Consider the following 16387-nt stretch of genomic DNA (forward strand, 5'->3'; position numbering starts at 1 on the left):
AAGAGTTACGGCGGCCATAGCGAGAGGGAAACACCCGGTCCCATCCCGAACCCGGAAGTTAAGCCTCTCAGCGCCGATGGTACTGCGATCGCGAGGTCGTGGGAGAGTAGGACGCCGCCGGACATACTTTCGCAGAAGCCCCACCTCTTTCGAGGTGGGGCTTCTGTCATTTCCCTGCGGACCGGCTGCGTTCGATCGCCCCCCTCGGGCGCTCGCGCGTTCCGGCCCGTCGCGCCTCCACAGGGCGGGCCGTCCCGGGTTCGTCCACATCCGCACCGGGACCGGCTGCGCTCGCCGTCGCCGGCGACGAGGCTGGTCGCAGGAGGTGGTCAGAGGTGACCCAGGATGTGGAGGACTGCAACGCGGTACGGCTGGTGGGGCGGGTGTCATCGACACCTGTGGCGAAGGAGCTGCCGAGCGGGGACGTGGTGCTGCTGTTCCGGCTGGTCGTCCGTCGTCCCGAGGGGCACGCGTCGAGGCAGAGCGTGGACGTGCTCGAGTGCAGCGTGTGGGCGCCCCGGCTGCAGCGGACCATGGGCTCGTGGCGGGAAGGGGACCAGGTGGAGGTCGAGGGTGCGGTGCGGCGGCGCTTCTACCGCGCCGGACAGGCGTCGGCCAGCCGCGTCGAGGTCGAGGTGAGCCGGGGCCGGCTCAGACGTCGCGCAGACGCCGCGTGAGGAGGCCCGGTCGGGGCTTGGGCTGGAAGGACGTCGCCTTCTCGGGGAGCAGTCGTCCCTGGCGCACCACGCCCAGCACCTCGTCGAGGGTCGGGGCGGGGAGCAGCAGGGCCGTGGCCCCGCGGCGCCTGGCCTCGTCGAGTGCCTCCTCGGCCTCGTGGTGGTAGGTCATCGGCAGGTCGAGCCCGGCCATCAGGCGGTCGAGGGCCAGCACGGGCATGCTGCCGGTCGTGGTGGTCGCGCCGGGACCCGTGCCAGGTGGGGCCGGGGTCGGCGGCGGGGTGAGGGTCCGGGACCCGGTGCCGTGCGACGTGACGACCCGCCCCGGTGCGATGCAGAGCAGCGGGTTGGTCGGTGTCCAGCTGGAGATCGCCCATCCGTGCTCCGCCGCAGCAGCCAGCACGTCGCCAGTGAGCACTCGGTGCACCGCGGCCAGGTGCAACGGGGTGTCGTCGTGGTCGACCAGCACGCTGAGGGCACGGTCGGCCCCGGGCGTCCCCGAGGCATGGAGCAGGCGGTGGGCGGCGTACCGGTGGTGACCGTCGGCGAGCAGGGCGGAGGCGCTGCGCAGCTCCTCGGCGACCAGCTCGAGCTCGCTGGGCCGGGTCACGGTCCACCAGCGCTGCCGCTGCTCACGGAGCGTGCGCACCAGTCGAGGGGGCTCGGAGCAGACCTCCTGCAGCAGCGAGCGCAGCGTGCCGGTGCCCCGGTGGACCAACAGGATGGGCGCCGGGTCGACGCGGCCACGGGTCATCCGCTGCGCGAGCTGCTCGACCTGGTCGGGGTGGACCCGCTCGTGCGGCAGGACCACGCCGTGGCGGGCGTCGGTGGCCCCGGCGGTGAGGTCGAGCAGGCCGACGATGCCGCGCACGCTGTAGCCCGAGGCGGTCCACTCGTGCACCAGCAGGGCCGGTGCGCCCGCGTCGAGCCGCCCGCGCGGTCGGAAGGGGTGCAAGCGCAGTGGCCCTGCGAGGGGTGGGGGAGCCACGACCGGGTCGGACGCGTCCATCAGGCCATCGTAGGCTGCCCGGGTGCTGGGCTGGAGCGAACGCGACCTGTGCGACGCGCACGACCTCGTGATGCTCGACCTGGACGGTGTGGTCTACGTGGGTGGGGCGGCCGTGCCGCGGGCCGCGGACGCCATCGAGGCAGCCCGCCAGCGGGGGGCCAGGCCGGCGTTCATCACCAACAACGCCTCCCGGACACCCGAGACGGTGGCGTCGCACCTCGAGGAGCTCGGCGTCCGGGCGGACCCGGGTGACGTCGTGACCTCGGCCCAGGCAGCGGCGCGCGTGCTGGCCCAGCAGCTGGCACCGGGCGCCCGGGTGGTGATGCTCGGAGCCGACGGGCTGCGCCGCGCGCTCGAGGAGGAGGGCCTGGAGCCGGTCGGGGTGGAGGACGAGGCCGAGGCCGTCGTCACCGGGTACGGGCCCGACGTGCTGTGGCGCGACGTCATGCGCGCGGCCGTCCGGATCCGCGACGGCCTGTGGTGGGTGGCCAGCAACACCGACCTGAGCATCCCGACGCCGTACGGCACGGCGCCGGGGCACGGCGTGCTGGTGGAGACGCTCAGCCGCTTCTCCGGCGTGGACCCCGTGGTGGCGGGCAAGCCGGCGCGGCCGTTGCTGGAGGAGACCGTGCGCCGCGTCGGCGGTGAACGTCCGCTCATGGTGGGCGACCGGCTGGACACCGACATCGAGGGCGCCGTCGCCCTCGGGCTGCCGTCCCTGCTGGTGCGGACGGGCGTGACCGGCCTGGCCGAGCTGGTCGAGGCCCGCAGGCACGAGCGGCCGACGTACCTCGCTGCGGACCTCGGCGGGCTGCTGCGCCCGCACCCGGAGGTCGGCCGGGAGGGCGAGGGCTGGACCTGCGGCGGGTGGCGCGCGACGGTCGCCGACGGTGCCCGGGTGGTCGTGGACGGCGACGGCGCGGAGGACGACTGGTGGCGCGCCGTGGCCTGCGCCGCGTGGGACCACCTCGACCGGACGGGTGCGGTGGTCGGCGTCGACGACCTCGTCCCGCCCGGCGTCGGTGGGCCGCGATAGCCTCCCCGGCATGGACGGGCAAGGAGAGGTGCGGACCGGCGTGGCGGCCGTGGACGCGGTGATCGCCTCCGTGGAGTCGCTCGCCGAGCGGCCGCTGGCCGAGCACGCGGAGGTCTTCACGGCTGCGCAGGAGCGGCTGCGCCGCGCCCTCGACGCCGACCCCGACGCACCTGCGCCCGTCCCGGCCGCCCCGACGGCTCCGGCTCGGTCAGCCCCGACCGCACCGGCCGCCCCGAGCCCTCAGTCCGCCCCGAGCCCTCAGTCCGCCCCGGCCGGGCAGGACTGACCGCGACGTGCCGCCGCGACGGCTGCGCCTGGACCAGGAGCTGGTCCGCCGGGGGCTGGCCCGCTCCCGCGAGCACGCCGGCGAGCTGATCGGCGCCGGGCGGGTCACGGTGTCAGGTGCGCTCGCGCGCAAGGCCGCCACCGGGGTGACCACCGACGTGGCCATCGTGGTGCGCGAGGACGCCTCCCGGCCCGACTACGTCTCCCGCGGCGGGCACAAGCTGGCCGGGGCGCTGGACGCCTTCGCCACCGTCGGCCTCGACGTCTCCGGCCGCGTCTGCCTGGACGCGGGCGCCTCCACGGGCGGGTTCACCGACGTGCTGCTGCGCCGCGGGGCGGCCCGTGTGCTGGCGGTCGACGTCGGCTACGGCCAGCTGGCCTGGTCCCTGCGCAACGACGATCGGGTGGTGGTGCACGACCGCACCAACATCCGCGAGCTGACCCCCGAGCTGGTCGGGGAGCCCGTCGACGTGGTGGTCGGGGACCTCTCCTTCATCTCACTCGGCCTGGTGCTGGACGCCCTCATCGGCGTGACCCGTCCCGAGGGGGACCTGGCGCTGATGGTCAAGCCGCAGTTCGAGGTCGGCAAGGACCGGGTCGGCAAGGGCGGGGTCGTCCGCGACCCCGAGCTGCGGGCCGAGGCGGTCCTGGGGGTCGCCCGGGCCGCCGAGCAGCGGGGCTGGGGCGCCGTCGCCGCGACCACGAGCCCGCTGCCCGGGCCCTCGGGCAACGTCGAGTTCTTCCTCTGGCTGCGGCAGGGGCCCGCCGGTGTCACCTCCGCGCAGGTCGAGGACCTGGTGCGGGGGAGCGACCCGCTGGCCGAGGCCGCGGGTGAGAGGCTGGCGCCGTGAGCGACGCACCTGCCGACCGACCGGGTCAGGACACCCCGGACCCGCAGCGTCGGGTGCTCCTGCTGACCCACACCGGACGCGAGGACGCACGGGAGGTCGCCCTCGCCTGCTGCCGCGAGCTGTCCGGCCACGGGATCGTGGTGCGGATCCCCACCGCGGAGATGGACGACCTCGGCATCAGCGCCGGCGACCCGGGCCTGTTCGTCGAGCCCGCCCCTGAGGACGGGCGAGCCGGGGAGGGCTGCGAGCTGGCGCTCGTGCTGGGCGGGGACGGCTCGATCCTGCGCGCGGCCGAGCTCACGCACGAGACCGGCACCCCGGTCCTCGGCGTCAACCTCGGCCACGTCGGCTTCCTGGCCGAGGCCGAGCACGACGACGTCGAGACCGTCATCGGCGCAGTGGTGTCACGTCGCTACACCATCGAGGAGCGCACCACCCTCGACGTGCGTGTCCTGCGCGACGGGGACGTGGTGACCTCCACCTTCGCGCTCAACGAGGCCAGCGTGGAGAAGGCGGCCCGCGAGCGGATGCTCGAGGTCGTCATCGAGGTCGACGGCAGGCCGCTGTCGCGCTGGGGCTGCGACGGCGTCGTGTGCTCCACGCCGACCGGCTCCACGGCGTACAACTTCAGCGCCGGCGGGCCGATCGTCTGGCCCACCGTCGATGCCCTGCTCCTCGTGCCGATCTCCGCGCACGCCCTGTTCGCCCGACCGCTCGTGGTCGCCCCGACCTCGGTGCTGGCCGTCGAGGTGCTGGCCAACACCGAGGGCTCCGGCGTGCTGTGGGCCGACGGGCGACGGGCCGTCGACCTGCCTCCCGGCGCGCGGATCGAGGTCCGCCGCGGCGAGCGCCCGGTGCGCCTCGTGCGGTTGCAGGAGGCGCCGTTCACCGACCGGTTGGTCGCCAAGTTCGGCCTGCCCGTGGAGGGCTGGCGCGGCTCGGCCGAGCGGCGGCGTCGCAGCGAGGCAGGAGGTCCCGCGTGATCGAGGAGATCCGGATCCAGTCGCTGGGGGTCATCGACTGCTCCACCCTCGAGCTCGGTCCCGGACTCACGGTCATCACCGGTGAGACCGGTGCCGGCAAGACGATGGTCGTGACGGCCCTGGGCCTGCTCCTGGGTGGTCGCGCCGACAGCGGTGCGGTCCGCACCGGCGCCCGCACCGCGCGCGTGGAGGGCGTCGTGGTCACCGACCGGCTGCCCGACCTCGCCGGAGCGGTCGAGGAGGTCGGCGGCACCGTCGAGGACGAGCGGGTCGTGCTCGCCCGCAACGTCGCGGCCGAGGGTCGCTCGCGGGCCTTCGTGGGCGGGGCCTCGGTGCCCGTGGCCACGCTGGCAAGCATCAGCGAGCCGCTCGTCGCGGTCCACGGACAGTCCGACCAGCACCGGCTGCTGCGCCCCCGGGCCCAGCGCGAGGCCCTGGACAGGTTCGGCGGCGAGCCGGTGGCCGAGGCCGCCCGTGCCTACCGCGAGCTCTTCGACCGGCTGCGCGCGGTCGAGTCCGAGCTGGAGGAGGTCGTCACCCACGCCCGCGAGCGGGCGCAGGAGGCCGACCTGCTGCGCCTGGGGCTGGAGGAGGTCGAGGCCACCGCCCCCGAGCCGGGGGAGGAGCAGCGCCTGGCCGCCGAGGAGACCCGCCTCGGCTTCGCCGACACGCTGCGCACCGCCGCCGAGCAGGCCCGCGAGGCACTGAGCAGCGAGCACGGCCGCCCCGACGCCCTGGCGACGGTCGGCGCCGCCCGGGCGCTCCTGGACGGGGTGCGCGAGCACGACCCGGAGGCCGCCGCCCTCGCGGACCGGCTCGCCGAGCTCGGCTACGTGCTGAGCGACCTGGCCACCGACGTGGCGTCGTACGCCGCCAGGATCGACACCGACCCGGCCCGGCTGGCCGGGGTCTCCGAGCGACGTGCCGCGCTCGGGCGCCTGACCCGCAAGTACGGCGAGAGCGTCGAGGAGGTCCTCGCGTGGGCCGAGCGCTCGGCGCTGCGGCTGGTCGAGCTCGACGGCACCGACGACCGGATCGAGCAGCTGCGGGCCGAGCGCGCGACCCTGCGTGCGGCGCTGGCCGAGGCCGGGAGCGCCCTCACGGCGCGTCGCGCCGAGGCGGCCGGGCGGCTGGGGGAGCAGGTGACCGCGGAGCTGGCGCTGCTGGCGATGCCGCACGCCCGCCTCACCGTCGCCCTGCGCCGGCACGAGGCCGAGGCGCCGGCGGACCCCGACGCCCCCGGCGTGCCGCTGCTCGTGGACGGGGGCTGGTGGCGCTTCGCGCCGAGCGGCCTGGACGAGGTGGAGCTGCTGCTCGCCGCCAACACCGGCTCGGACCCGCGGCCCCTGGACAAGGGCGCCTCGGGAGGCGAGCTGTCACGGGTCATGCTGGCCGTCGAGGTGGCGCTGGCCGGGACCAGCCCGGTGCCGACCTTCGTCTTCGACGAGGTCGACGCGGGCGTGGGCGGAGCCGCCGCGGTCGAGGTCGGCCGTCGGCTCGCGGAGCTGGCCCGCACCTCGCAGGTGCTGGTGGTGACCCACCTGCCGCAGGTGGCGGCGTACGCCGACCGGCACGTCGTGGTGCAGAAGTCCCACGACGGCACGATCACCAGCTCGGGGCTGACCCTGCTCGACGACGAGGCGCGCGAGCACGAGCTCTCGCGGATGATGGCCGGGCTGTCGGGGTCCGACACCGCCATCGCCCACGCCCGCGAGCTGCTCGAGGTGGCCCGGGCCGCCCGGGCCGGCTGAGCCCGCCTGCCGGGCCGGCCCTGTCCGGACCGGGGCGCGTGGCGAGGAAGCGATCCGCAGCAGATGACCTAGGATGGAGTTCCGTGAGGAATTCAGCCCCGACCAAGCACGTGTTCGTGACCGGGGGCGTCGCCTCCTCGCTCGGGAAGGGACTCACCGCCTCCAGCCTGGGTCGCCTGCTCCGCTCGCGCGGTCTCTCGGTGACGATGCAGAAGCTCGACCCCTACCTCAACGTCGATCCTGGGACGATGAACCCGTTCCAGCACGGCGAGGTCTTCGTGACCAACGACGGGTCGGAGACCGACCTGGACGTCGGCCACTACGAGCGCTTCCTCGACGTGGACCTCTCGGGTCGGGCCAACGTCACGACCGGGCAGGTCTACTCCAACGTGATCGCCAAGGAGCGCCGCGGCGACTACCTCGGCGAGACCGTCCAGGTGATCCCGCACATCACCAACGAGATCAGCGAGCGGATCCTGGCGATGCACGGCGACGACGTCGACGTGGTCATCACCGAGATCGGCGGCACCGTGGGCGACATCGAGTCGCTGCCGTTCCTCGAGGCCGCGCGCCAGGTGCGCCAGACGATCGGGCGCGAGAACTGCTTCTTCGTCCACGTCTCCCTCGTGCCCTACATCGGGCCCTCGAAGGAGCTGAAGACCAAGCCGACCCAGCACTCGGTCGCCGCCCTGCGCCAGGTCGGCATCCAGCCCGACGCGATCGTGTGCCGCGCCGACCGCGAGCTGCCCGAGGGCATCAAGCGCAAGATCGCCGACATGTGCGACGTCGACCGCGAGGCCGTGGTCACCGCGGCCGACGCGCCGTCGATCTACGACATCCCCAAGGTGCTGCACCGCGAGGGACTGGACGCCTACGTCGTCCGCAAGCTCGACCTGCCCTTCCGCGACGTGGACTGGCGCGAGTGGGACGACCTGCTGCGCCGGGTGCACCACCCCGAGGAGGAGGTGCGGGTCGCGCTGGTCGGCAAGTACGTCGACCTGCCCGACGCCTACCTCTCGGTGGTCGAGGCGCTGCGCGCCGGCGGCTTCGCCCACCACGCGAAGGTCGAGATCGAGTGGATCGCCTCCGACGAGTGCGCGACCCCGGCCGGCGCGGCACGGCTTCTGCAGGACGTCGACGCCATCTGCGTGCCCGGTGGCTTCGGCATCCGTGGCCTCGAGGGCAAGCTCGGCGCGCTCACCTACGCCCGCACCCACGGCATCCCCACGCTCGGGCTGTGCCTGGGCCTGCAGAGCATGGTCATCGAGTACTCCCGCAACGTCCTGGGCCTGGACAAGGCCGACTCCACGGAGTTCGACCCCGACACCCCGGAGCCGGTCATCGCGACCATGGCCGAGCAGAAGGCGTTCGTGGAGGGCGCCGGCGACCTCGGCGGCACGATGCGGCTCGGGATGTACCCCGCGCACCTGAAGCCCGGCACGATCGCCCGCGAGGTCTACGGCGAGGAGGTCGTCTCCGAGCGGCACCGCCACCGCTACGAGGTCAACAACGCCTACCGCGAGCGGCTCGAGAACGCCGGTCTGGTCTTCTCGGGGACCTCGCCCGACGACTCCCTCGTGGAGTACGTCGAGCTCCCGCGCGAGGTGCACCCGTACTACATCGCCACCCAGGCCCACCCCGAGCTGCGCTCGCGCCCGACCCGGCCGCACCCGCTGTTCAAGGGGCTGGTGGGCGCCGCGATCGCTCGCCAGCGGGAGCTGCGGATCCCGATCGACGAGTCGGGCCTGCGCCGCGAGCCGGCCGACGAGGAGTGAGCACCCGGTGAGCGCCGGGGCTCCTGACGGCGCGGGGGAGCAGCCCGACCAGCAGCCCGACCAGCAGCCCGAGGTGCGTGACCGGGCCGACCGGTGGCCGGTGCGGGAGTCGCGGCACCTGCACCGCGACGCCTGGGTCGTGGCCCTGCGCGAGGACCGGATCACCCTGCCCGACGGCTCCGGCGAGCCGTTCCGACGCCTGGTGCTCGAGCACCCGGGCGCCGCGGTCGTCCTGGCCGTCGACGACCGGGACCGGGTGCTGTGCCTGTGGCAGTACCGCCACGCGGCCGAGCGGACCTTCGTGGAGATCCCCGCCGGCCTGCTGGACGGCGGCCCGGAGGAGTCGCCGCTGGACGTGGCGCGCCGGGAGCTGGTCGAGGAGACCGGCTACGAGGCGAGCGAGTGGACGCACCTGGTGACGACGTACGCCTCGCCCGGCATCTCGGCCGAGATCGCCCACATCTACCTCGCGCGCGGGCTGACCCGCGTGGGCCGCGGCGACTTCGAGCCCCAGCACGAGGAGGCGCTCATGCGCACGGGCTGGGTGCCCTTCGGCGACCTGCACGCGGCGGTGCTGCGCGGCGACGTGCAGGACGCCCCCGTGGTGATCGCGGTGCTCGCCGCCCAGGCTCGTGGTCTGATGTCCCCGTGAGCGCGCGACCCGGTCGAGACGAGGGCGCCCGATGAGGGTCACCTTCTGCGGTGTGCGGGGCTCCACGCCGGCACCCGGCCCCGACTTCGTGCGCTACGGGGGGCACACCTCGTGCGTCGCGCTCGCCCACGACGGGGAGCGACCGACCCTGCTGCTGGACGGCGGCACGGGGCTGATGCGGGTCACCGACCTGCTCGGCGCCACCCCGTTCCACGGGACCCTGCTCATCGGGCACCTGCACTGGGACCACACCCACGGCATCCCCTTCTTCCGCAGCGGCAACGCCCACGGCAGCCGGGTCGACGTGCTGATCCCGCAGCAGGAGCCGGGGCGACCCGGTGACGCGCACGCGACGCTCGCCCGCTGCTTCTCGCCGCCGCACTTCCCGGTGGAGCCGCGCGAGCTCGGCGGCGGCTGGACCTTCGACGAGATCGTCGAGGGCACCCGGGAGCTGGAGGGCTTCGAGGTGACCGCGCGGCAGATCCCGCACAAGGGCGGGCGCACCTTCGGCTACCGCGTCAGCCACGGCGGCACGACCCTGGCCTACCTCTCCGACCACAGCCCGACCAGCGTCGGCCCCGGGCCCGACGGGCTGGGGGAGCGGCACGAGTCGGCGCTGGCGCTGGCCCGTGACGCCGACCTGTTGGTGACCGACGCCCAGCACCTGGCCTCGCAGTTCCCCGACGTGGCGTTCCTGGGCCACGCGAGCGTGGAGTACGACGTCGAGCTGGCCGTCGAGGCGGGGGTGCGCACCCTCGTGCTCTTCCACCACGACCCGTGGCGCACCGACGACCAGGTCGACGAGGTGCTGGCGCTCGCCCGCGAGCGCGCCGCCGGTCGCGTGGAGGTGGTCGCGGCGCACGAAGGTCTCGAGGTCTCGCTCCCGGCGCAGGACGGCCGGCGCCGGTAGGGTCCCGGGAGTCCGGACCGTAGAGAAGGAGATCCCTGTGAAGGTCGGCGTCCCGAAGGAAGTCAAGGACCACGAGTACCGCGTGGCCATCACGCCGATCGGGGTGCACGAGCTGGTCGCGCACGGCCACGAGGTGGTCATCGAGACCGGCGCCGGGCTCGGCTCCCAGGTCACCGACGAGGAGTACGTCGCCGCCGGTGCACGGATCCTCCCGACGGCCGACGACGTGTGGGGCACCGCGGAGACGGTGCTCAAGGTCAAGGAGCCGGTGGCCGAGGAGTACCACCGCATGCGCGAGGGCCAGACCCTCTTCACCTACCTCCACCTGGCCGCCGACAAGCCGCTGACCGAGGAGCTGCTGGCCCGCAAGGTCACCGGCATCGCCTACGAGACCGTCCAGCTGGCCAACGGCTCGCTGCCGCTGCTCTACCCCATGTCGGAGGTGGCCGGCTGCCTGGCGCCGCAGGTCGGGGCGCACGCGCTGCTCAAGGCCCAGGGTGGCCGCGGGGTGCTGCTCGGCGGCGTCGGCGGCGTCGCCAACGCCAAGGTCGTCATCATCGGGGCCGGCGTCTCGGGCCAGAACGCCGCCAACATCGCCCTCGGCATGGGCGCCGACGTCACCCTGCTCGACACCGACCTGGACAAGCTGCGCATGTCGTTCTGGCGCTACAACAACCAGGTGCACGGCCTGGCCTCTTCCAAGCTGGCCGTCGAACAGCACGTCCGCGAGGCCGACATGGTCATCGGCGCGGTGCTGATCCCCGGCGCGGCCGCGCCGAAGCTGGTCAGCAACGAGCTGGTCTCGCAGATGAAGCCGGGCTCGGTGCTCGTCGACATCGCCGTCGACCAGGGCGGCTGCTTCGAGGACACCCGGGCCACGACCCACTCCGACCCGACCTACCAGGTCCACCAGTCGACCTTCTACTGCGTGGCCAACATGCCCGGCGCGGTGCCGACGACCTCGACCTACGCCCTCACCAACGCGACGCTGCCCTACGTCGTCGCGCTGGCCAACAAGGGCTGGAGGCAGGCGCTGGCCGACGACGCCGCCCTGGCCAAGGGCCTGAACACCCACGACGGCACGCTCACCAACGTGCCGGTCGGTCAGGCCGTCGGCATCGACGCGGTGGACCCGGCGACCGTCCTGGCGTGAGCGCACCCGCCGGCACGACCAGCCCGCCGGACCCGACCACCGGCGTCCGGCCGGTGGAGCGCGCCGTGCGGACCTACCTCGACCACCTCGTGGTCGAGCGTGGCGTCGCTGCCAACACCCTGTCCTCGTACCGACGCGACCTGCGGCGCTACCTCGGCTGGCTGGCCGAGCAGGGGATCGAGGACCTCGCCGGCATCGACGAGCCGGTGGTGACCGGGTTCCTCGTGCGGCTGCGGGAGGGCGACGGCGAGCACCCCCCGCTCTCCTCGACCTCCGCGGCGCGCACCGTGGTCGCGGTGCGCGGGTTCCACCGGTTCGCCGTGGCCGACGGGCTGGTCGGGCACGACCCGGCTGCCGGCGTACGGCCTCCGCAGCCGGCGAAGCGGCTGCCGAAGGCGCTGCCTCTCTCCGACGTGGAGGCGATCCTCGAGGCGGCGGGCTCGCCGGGCACCGTGCTGGCGCTGCGGGACCGGGCGCTGCTGGAGGTGCTCTACGGCACCGGGGCGCGGATCTCCGAGGCTGTCGGGCTGGACGTGGACGACCTCGATGTCGACCCCGCGACCGGGCAGGGCACGGTGCTGCTGCGCGGCAAGGGCGGCAAGCAGCGGCTGGTGCCGGTCGGGTCCTACGCCCTGGAGGCGGTCGACGCCTACCTCGTGCGGGGCCGCCCCGAGCTGGCGGCGGCGGGCCCGAGGGGCTCGACCGGCGCGCGGGCCGGCGCGCTGTTCCTCAACGCCCGCGGTGGGCGGCTCTCGCGGCAGTCGGCGTGGACGGTGCTGACCCGCGCCGCGGAGCGGGCCGGGATCACCCGGGAGGTCTCCCCGCACACGCTGCGCCACTCCTTCGCCACCCACCTGCTCGACGGCGGTGCCGACGTGCGCGTCGTGCAGGAGCTGCTCGGCCACGCCTCGGTGACCACGACGCAGGTCTACACGCTGGTGACCGTCGACAACCTGCGCGAGGTCTTCGCGACCGCGCACCCGCGCGCCCGGTGACCTGCCGGTGATTCGCCGCTCGCTCGGCGGTGGTGCGAGCGTGGGCGCGTGAGCAGCGCACCGAGCCACGGCTGGCCGGCCCCGGGGGCGTCCGCCGACGAGGTCTACGCGGCGGTGACGTCGTACGCCGCCGGGCGCGGCCTGGAGCTCTACCCCCACCAGGACGAGGCCGTGATCGAGCTGCTCGCGGGCAGCAACGTCGTGCTCGCGACCCCGACCGGTTCGGGCAAGTCGCTGGTCGCCCTCGCGGCGCACGCCGCGGCGCTCGCCACGGACCGGGTGAGCTTCTACACCGCGCCGATCAAGGCGCTGGTGAGCGAGAAGTTCTTCGACCTGTGCGAGGTCTTCGGCGCCGACGACGTCGGGATGCTGACCGGCGACGCCTCGGTGAACCCCGACGCCCCGATCATCTGCTGCACGGCCGAGATCCTGGCCAACCTCGCCCTGCGCGAGGGCCGGGCCGCCGACGTGGGCCTGGTCGTGATGGACGAGTTCCACTACTACGGCGAGCCGGACCGCGGGTGGGCGTGGCAGGTGCCGCTGCTGGAGCTGCCCGACGCGCAGGTCCTGCTGATGTCGGCCACCCTCGGTGACACCCGTGAGCTGCGCGAGGACCTCACCGCGCGCACGGGCCGGGAGACGGTGCTGGTCGACCAGGCCGAGCGTCCGGTGCCCCTGACCTTCACCTGGTCGCTGGAGCCGCTGGCCGAGAAGCTGGAGGAGCTGGTGACGACCGGGCAGGCGCCGGTCTACGTCGTGCACTTCACGCAGAAGGACGCCGTCGAGCACGCGACCTCGCTGCTCAACGCGAGCTGGGTCGCGTCGGGCACCTCGCGCGAGCGCAAGGAGCAGCTGGCCGAGCGGATGGCCGGGGTGCGCTTCGCGGCGGGCTTCGGCAAGACCCTCGGCAAGCTGCTGCGCAAGGGGATCGGCGTGCACCACGCGGGGATGCTGCCGCGCTACCGGCGGCTGGTGGAGCAGCTGGCGCAGGCCGGGCTGCTGCAGGTCATCTGCGGCACCGACACCCTCGGCGTGGGCATCAACGTCCCGATCCGCACGGTGCTGTTCACGGGCCTGGCGAAGTTCGACGGCAACCGCATGCGGGTGCTGCGCACCCGGGAGTTCCTGCAGATCGCCGGTCGCGCCGGTCGTGCCGGCTTCGACACCGCCGGCTTCGTCGTGGTGCAGGCACCCGAGCACGTCATCGAGAACGAGAAGGCCAAGGCCAAGGCGGCCGAGCGGGTCGCGGCGGGGAAGAAGAAGTCCAAGGCGCAGCTGCGCAAGCCGCCCGAGGGCACGGTCGTGTGGACCGAGGCGACGTTCGAGAAGCTGGTCGCCGGGGAGCCGGAACCGCTGGTGCCCCGGATGCGGGTCGACAACTCGATGCTGCTCAACGTCCTCTCGCGCGAGGAGGACGCCTTCCCGGTCATGCGCCGCCTGCTCATGGAGAACCACGAGCCGCGCCGCCAACAGCTGCGACTGGCACGCCGTGCCCTGCGACTGACCCGCTCGCTGCTGACATCCGGGGTCGTCGAGCGGCTCGAGGAGCCCGACGAGCACGGTCGCCGCTACGTCCTGGGCGTGGACCTGCCCGAGGACTTCGCCCTCAACCAGCCGCTCGCGCACTTCGCCCTGGAGGCGCTGGAGGTGCTCGACCCGGACTCGGAGACCCACACCCTCGACGTGGTCTCGGTGGTGGAGGCGGTGCTCGAGGCTCCCCGCCAGGTGCTGCTGGCCCAGCAGTGGGCGGCGCGCGGCGCGGCGATCGCCGAGATGAAGATGGACGGCGTCGACTACGACGAGCGGATGGCGCTGGTCGAGGAGATCACCTGGCCGCAGCCGCTCGCGGAGCTGCTCGGGGCGACGTACGAGGTCTACCGTCGCGCGCACCCCTGGCTGCCCGAGGACCTGCTCGACCCGAAGTCGGTGGTCCGGGAGATGTGGGAGCAGGGGCTCTCCTTCACCGACCTGGTCTCGCGCTACCAGCTGGCGCGCTCGGAGGGACTGGTGCTGCGCTACCTCACCGACGCCTACCGCACGCTGCGGCAGACGGTGCCCGAGCAGCACCGTACCGAGGAGCTGGACCTGCTGGTGGAGTGGCTGGGCGAGACGATCCGCCAGACCGACTCCTCGCTCCTGGACGAGTGGGAGGCGCTCACCGACCCCGAGGGGGCGTTGGCCCGCCTCGGTTCCGAGCTCACCTCGGCGCACGCCCCGCCGCCCCCGCCGCGGCCGCTCTCCCAGCAGGGTCGGGCCTTCGAGGTCATGGTCCGCAACGCGATGTTCCGCCGCGTCGAGCTGGTGGCCCGCGACGACCTCGACGGGCTCATGGCCCTCGAGCGGGCCGCCGCCGACCGCACCGAGCCCCCGCGCGAGGTGCTGATGACCCGCTCGGCCTGGGACGAGGCGATCGAGGCCTACTACGCCGACCACGACGCGGTCGACATGGGCCCCGACGCGCGGTCCCCGGAGCTGCTGGTGAGCGAGCCGGGCACCGACGAGGAGACCGGCGCCCGGGTGTTGCGCGTGCGCCAGACGGTCCACGACCCGGCAGGCGACCACGACTGGGTCGTGGAGGCGGTCGCCGACCTCGACGCCACCGACGAGGTGGGCGAGCTGGTCATGCCGACGACGGCGTTCCGCCGGCTGTGAGCGGGCCCGCCCGACGACGTACGATCCCGCGGTGCCAGAGGTAGCAGCCGTGCCCGACATCGCGAGGGTCTCCGTCGTCGCGTACTTCGGCGACGACCCGACGCGGGTCTACCAGCTCGTGCAGTGGCTGCCGGTGCTGGAGGTGCTCGACGAGGTCCACCCGGTCGGCCTGGTCGTGCGGGACCCCGCCGTCGCAGCCCATCTCCAGGAGCGCACCCACCTCCCGGTGCTGCTGGCGCCGGAGTTCCAGGAGCTGCGCGCGCTCTACGAGCGCCTGGATGCCGGGGTCGCGCTCTACTGCAACAACTCGATGCTCAACTTCCAGTCGTTGCTGGACCCGCGGATGCTGCACGTGCACGTCAACCACGGCGAGAGCGACAAGCAGTCGATGGCCAGCAACAACGCCAAGGCCTACGACCGGGTGCTCGTCGCCGGGGAGGCGGCGGTGCAGCGGCACTTGGCTGCGCTGATGGAGCTCGACGCGACCCGGCTGGTCCGGGTGGGGCGCCCGCAGCTCGACGTCCCGCGCGAGCGGGTCCTGGCGCCGTCGACCCGCCGCACCGTCCTCTACGCGCCCACCTGGGAGGGCGACGCCGACTACAACGACTACACCTCCGTCGACGTCATGGGCGCGGCCATCGCGGAGGCCGTGCTGTCGCTGCCCGACGTGCGCCTGGTCTACAAGCCGCACCCCAAGGTGGTCACCAGCACCCGTGAGGAGGTGCGCGAGGGTCATCGCGCCATCACGACGCTGGTGACCGCCGCCGCCCTGACCGACCCCGAGGCCGGGCACGTGGCCCTGACGAGTGCCGACATCCTCGCCGTGATGCCCGACTGCGACGCCCTGGTCACCGACGTCTCCTCGGTGGGCCTGGACTGGCTGTACCTGCGCAACGAGAAGCCGCTGCTCATCACCGACAAGCACGCCGACGCCGAGCGGCTGCGCGAGGAGGTCCCGGTCAGCCGGTGCGCCGACGTCGTCGAGCCCGCGGACGTCGCGGGCCTGGCCGACCTGCTGGCCGACCGCCTCGAGCACGACGAGCACCACCTGGCCCGGGTGGCCATGCGGCACCACTACTTCGACGACGTCGCGGTGGGGGAGTCCACGACGCGCTTCCTCGCGGTCGTCGGCGAGCTGATCGCGCTGCGCGACCGGCTCCAGGGCGTCGAGCGCTCTGCGCGCGGGTCGGTCGGCATCACGGCCTGAGCGACCTAGGGTGGCGCGCATGAGCGAGCAGTCCCCGGTGGAGGTCCGGCACGAGCCCGAGCGGTCGCGCTGGGCGGCGTACGTCGACGGCGAGGAGGCCGGCTACGCCGACTACGTGCTGCTCCAGGACCCGCCGCGGGTCGTCTTCCCGCACACGGTCACGCACCCGGCGTACGGCGGGCGGGGGGTGGCCTCGCAGGTCGTCGCGGCCGCGCTGGAGCACGTGCGGGCGGAGGGCGGGCGGCAGGTGGTGCCGCAGTGCTGGTTCGTGGCCCGGCACATCGAGCAGCACCCCGAGCTGGCCGGGCTGCTGGAGGTTCCCGACGGGGGTGCGGCGAACCGCTTGTAGCGGCCTCCGCCCGGCACCTAGAGTGCGCGGGTCGCCCCCGCGCGGCGCCGGGCGCTTTGTCGACATGGGGGCCGGATGAGGAGAGCGTCGTGACCGATGGTG

Annotated in this window: 15 protein-coding genes and 1 rRNA gene; 15 read left to right on the forward strand and 1 reads right to left on the reverse strand. The window is 73.9% G+C overall.

Annotated elements, in window-relative coordinates:
- Positions 1-6: 6 nt before the first annotated feature.
- Together rrf and ACYVID_RS11400 are read left to right on the forward strand one after the other, a co-directional pair.
- Positions 7-123: ribosomal RNA gene (gene rrf / locus ACYVID_RS11395) — 5S ribosomal RNA — on the forward strand.
- A 224-nt stretch (positions 124-347) separates the two neighbouring features.
- Positions 348-677, forward strand: coding sequence for a single-stranded DNA-binding protein (locus ACYVID_RS11400; protein WP_460737325.1), 330 nt, complete (start codon positions 348-350; stop codon positions 675-677).
- Here the strand turns inward: ACYVID_RS11400 and ACYVID_RS11405 are convergent.
- Positions 652-1686: a DUF1015 family protein gene (locus ACYVID_RS11405; RefSeq protein WP_460737086.1), complete on the reverse strand. Its 1035-nt coding sequence runs from the start codon at positions 1684-1686 to the stop codon at positions 652-654. The two genes, ACYVID_RS11400 and ACYVID_RS11405, sit on opposite strands and share 26 nt — an antisense overlap.
- Positions 1687-1708: 22 nt before the next feature.
- Here ACYVID_RS11405 and ACYVID_RS11410 point away from each other — a divergent pair, with 22 nt between their 5' ends.
- The 13 genes from ACYVID_RS11410 (at position 1709) to ACYVID_RS11470 (ending at position 16285) form a co-directional block, all read left to right on the forward strand.
- Entirely contained in the window at positions 1709-2722 is a 1014-nt protein-coding gene (locus ACYVID_RS11410; RefSeq protein WP_460737088.1) for an HAD-IIA family hydrolase, read from the forward strand.
- A 10-nt stretch (positions 2723-2732) separates the two neighbouring features.
- Positions 2733-3008 (forward strand): hypothetical protein, encoded by a 276-nt coding sequence (locus ACYVID_RS11415; protein ID WP_460737090.1) that lies wholly within the window; start codon positions 2733-2735, stop codon positions 3006-3008.
- Between the two features lie 7 nt (positions 3009-3015).
- The gene (locus ACYVID_RS11420) at positions 3016-3858 is read left to right on the forward strand and encodes a TlyA family RNA methyltransferase (RefSeq protein WP_460737092.1); all 843 of its coding nucleotides are present in this window, start codon (positions 3016-3018) and stop codon (positions 3856-3858) included.
- Positions 3855-4841 carry an NAD kinase gene (locus tag ACYVID_RS11425; RefSeq protein WP_460737094.1) on the forward strand — a complete coding sequence of 329 codons (987 nt, stop codon included), beginning with the start codon at positions 3855-3857 and terminating at the stop codon, positions 4839-4841. The genes ACYVID_RS11420 and ACYVID_RS11425 overlap by 4 nt, the downstream gene beginning before the upstream one ends.
- On the forward strand, positions 4838-6592 hold the full coding sequence (gene recN, locus ACYVID_RS11430; RefSeq protein WP_460737095.1) for a DNA repair protein RecN: 1755 nt from the start codon (positions 4838-4840) through the stop codon (positions 6590-6592). Before ACYVID_RS11425 ends, recN begins: the two co-directional genes overlap by 4 nt.
- 83 nt (positions 6593-6675) lie before the next feature.
- Entirely contained in the window at positions 6676-8367 is a 1692-nt protein-coding gene (locus ACYVID_RS11435) for a CTP synthase (RefSeq protein ID WP_460737096.1), read from the forward strand.
- A gap of 7 nt (positions 8368-8374) precedes the next feature.
- The gene (locus tag ACYVID_RS11440; RefSeq protein WP_460737097.1) at positions 8375-9019 is read left to right on the forward strand and encodes an NUDIX domain-containing protein; all 645 of its coding nucleotides are present in this window, start codon (positions 8375-8377) and stop codon (positions 9017-9019) included.
- 31 nt (positions 9020-9050) lie between these two features.
- The gene (locus ACYVID_RS11445) at positions 9051-9929 is read left to right on the forward strand and encodes an MBL fold metallo-hydrolase (RefSeq protein ID WP_460737099.1); all 879 of its coding nucleotides are present in this window, start codon (positions 9051-9053) and stop codon (positions 9927-9929) included.
- Positions 9930-9966: 37 nt separating this feature from the next.
- Positions 9967-11082 (forward strand): alanine dehydrogenase, encoded by a 1116-nt coding sequence (gene ald, locus ACYVID_RS11450; protein ID WP_460737101.1) that lies wholly within the window; start codon positions 9967-9969, stop codon positions 11080-11082.
- A 65-nt stretch (positions 11083-11147) separates the two neighbouring features.
- Positions 11148-12077 (forward strand): site-specific tyrosine recombinase XerD, encoded by a 930-nt coding sequence (locus tag ACYVID_RS11455; RefSeq protein WP_460737327.1) that lies wholly within the window; start codon positions 11148-11150, stop codon positions 12075-12077.
- Between the two features lie 48 nt (positions 12078-12125).
- Positions 12126-14729, forward strand: coding sequence for a DEAD/DEAH box helicase (locus ACYVID_RS11460; protein ID WP_460737103.1), 2604 nt, complete (start codon positions 12126-12128; stop codon positions 14727-14729).
- A 31-nt stretch (positions 14730-14760) separates the two neighbouring features.
- Entirely contained in the window at positions 14761-15936 is a 1176-nt protein-coding gene (locus ACYVID_RS11465; RefSeq protein ID WP_460737105.1) for a CDP-glycerol glycerophosphotransferase family protein, read from the forward strand.
- A gap of 19 nt (positions 15937-15955) precedes the next feature.
- Complete coding sequence (locus ACYVID_RS11470; RefSeq protein WP_460737107.1) at positions 15956-16285, forward strand: GNAT family N-acetyltransferase; 330 nt, start codon at positions 15956-15958, stop codon at positions 16283-16285.
- The last annotated feature ends 102 nt before the right edge of the window (positions 16286-16387 follow it).

It is taken from the genome of Nocardioides ginkgobilobae, assembly GCF_054781275.1.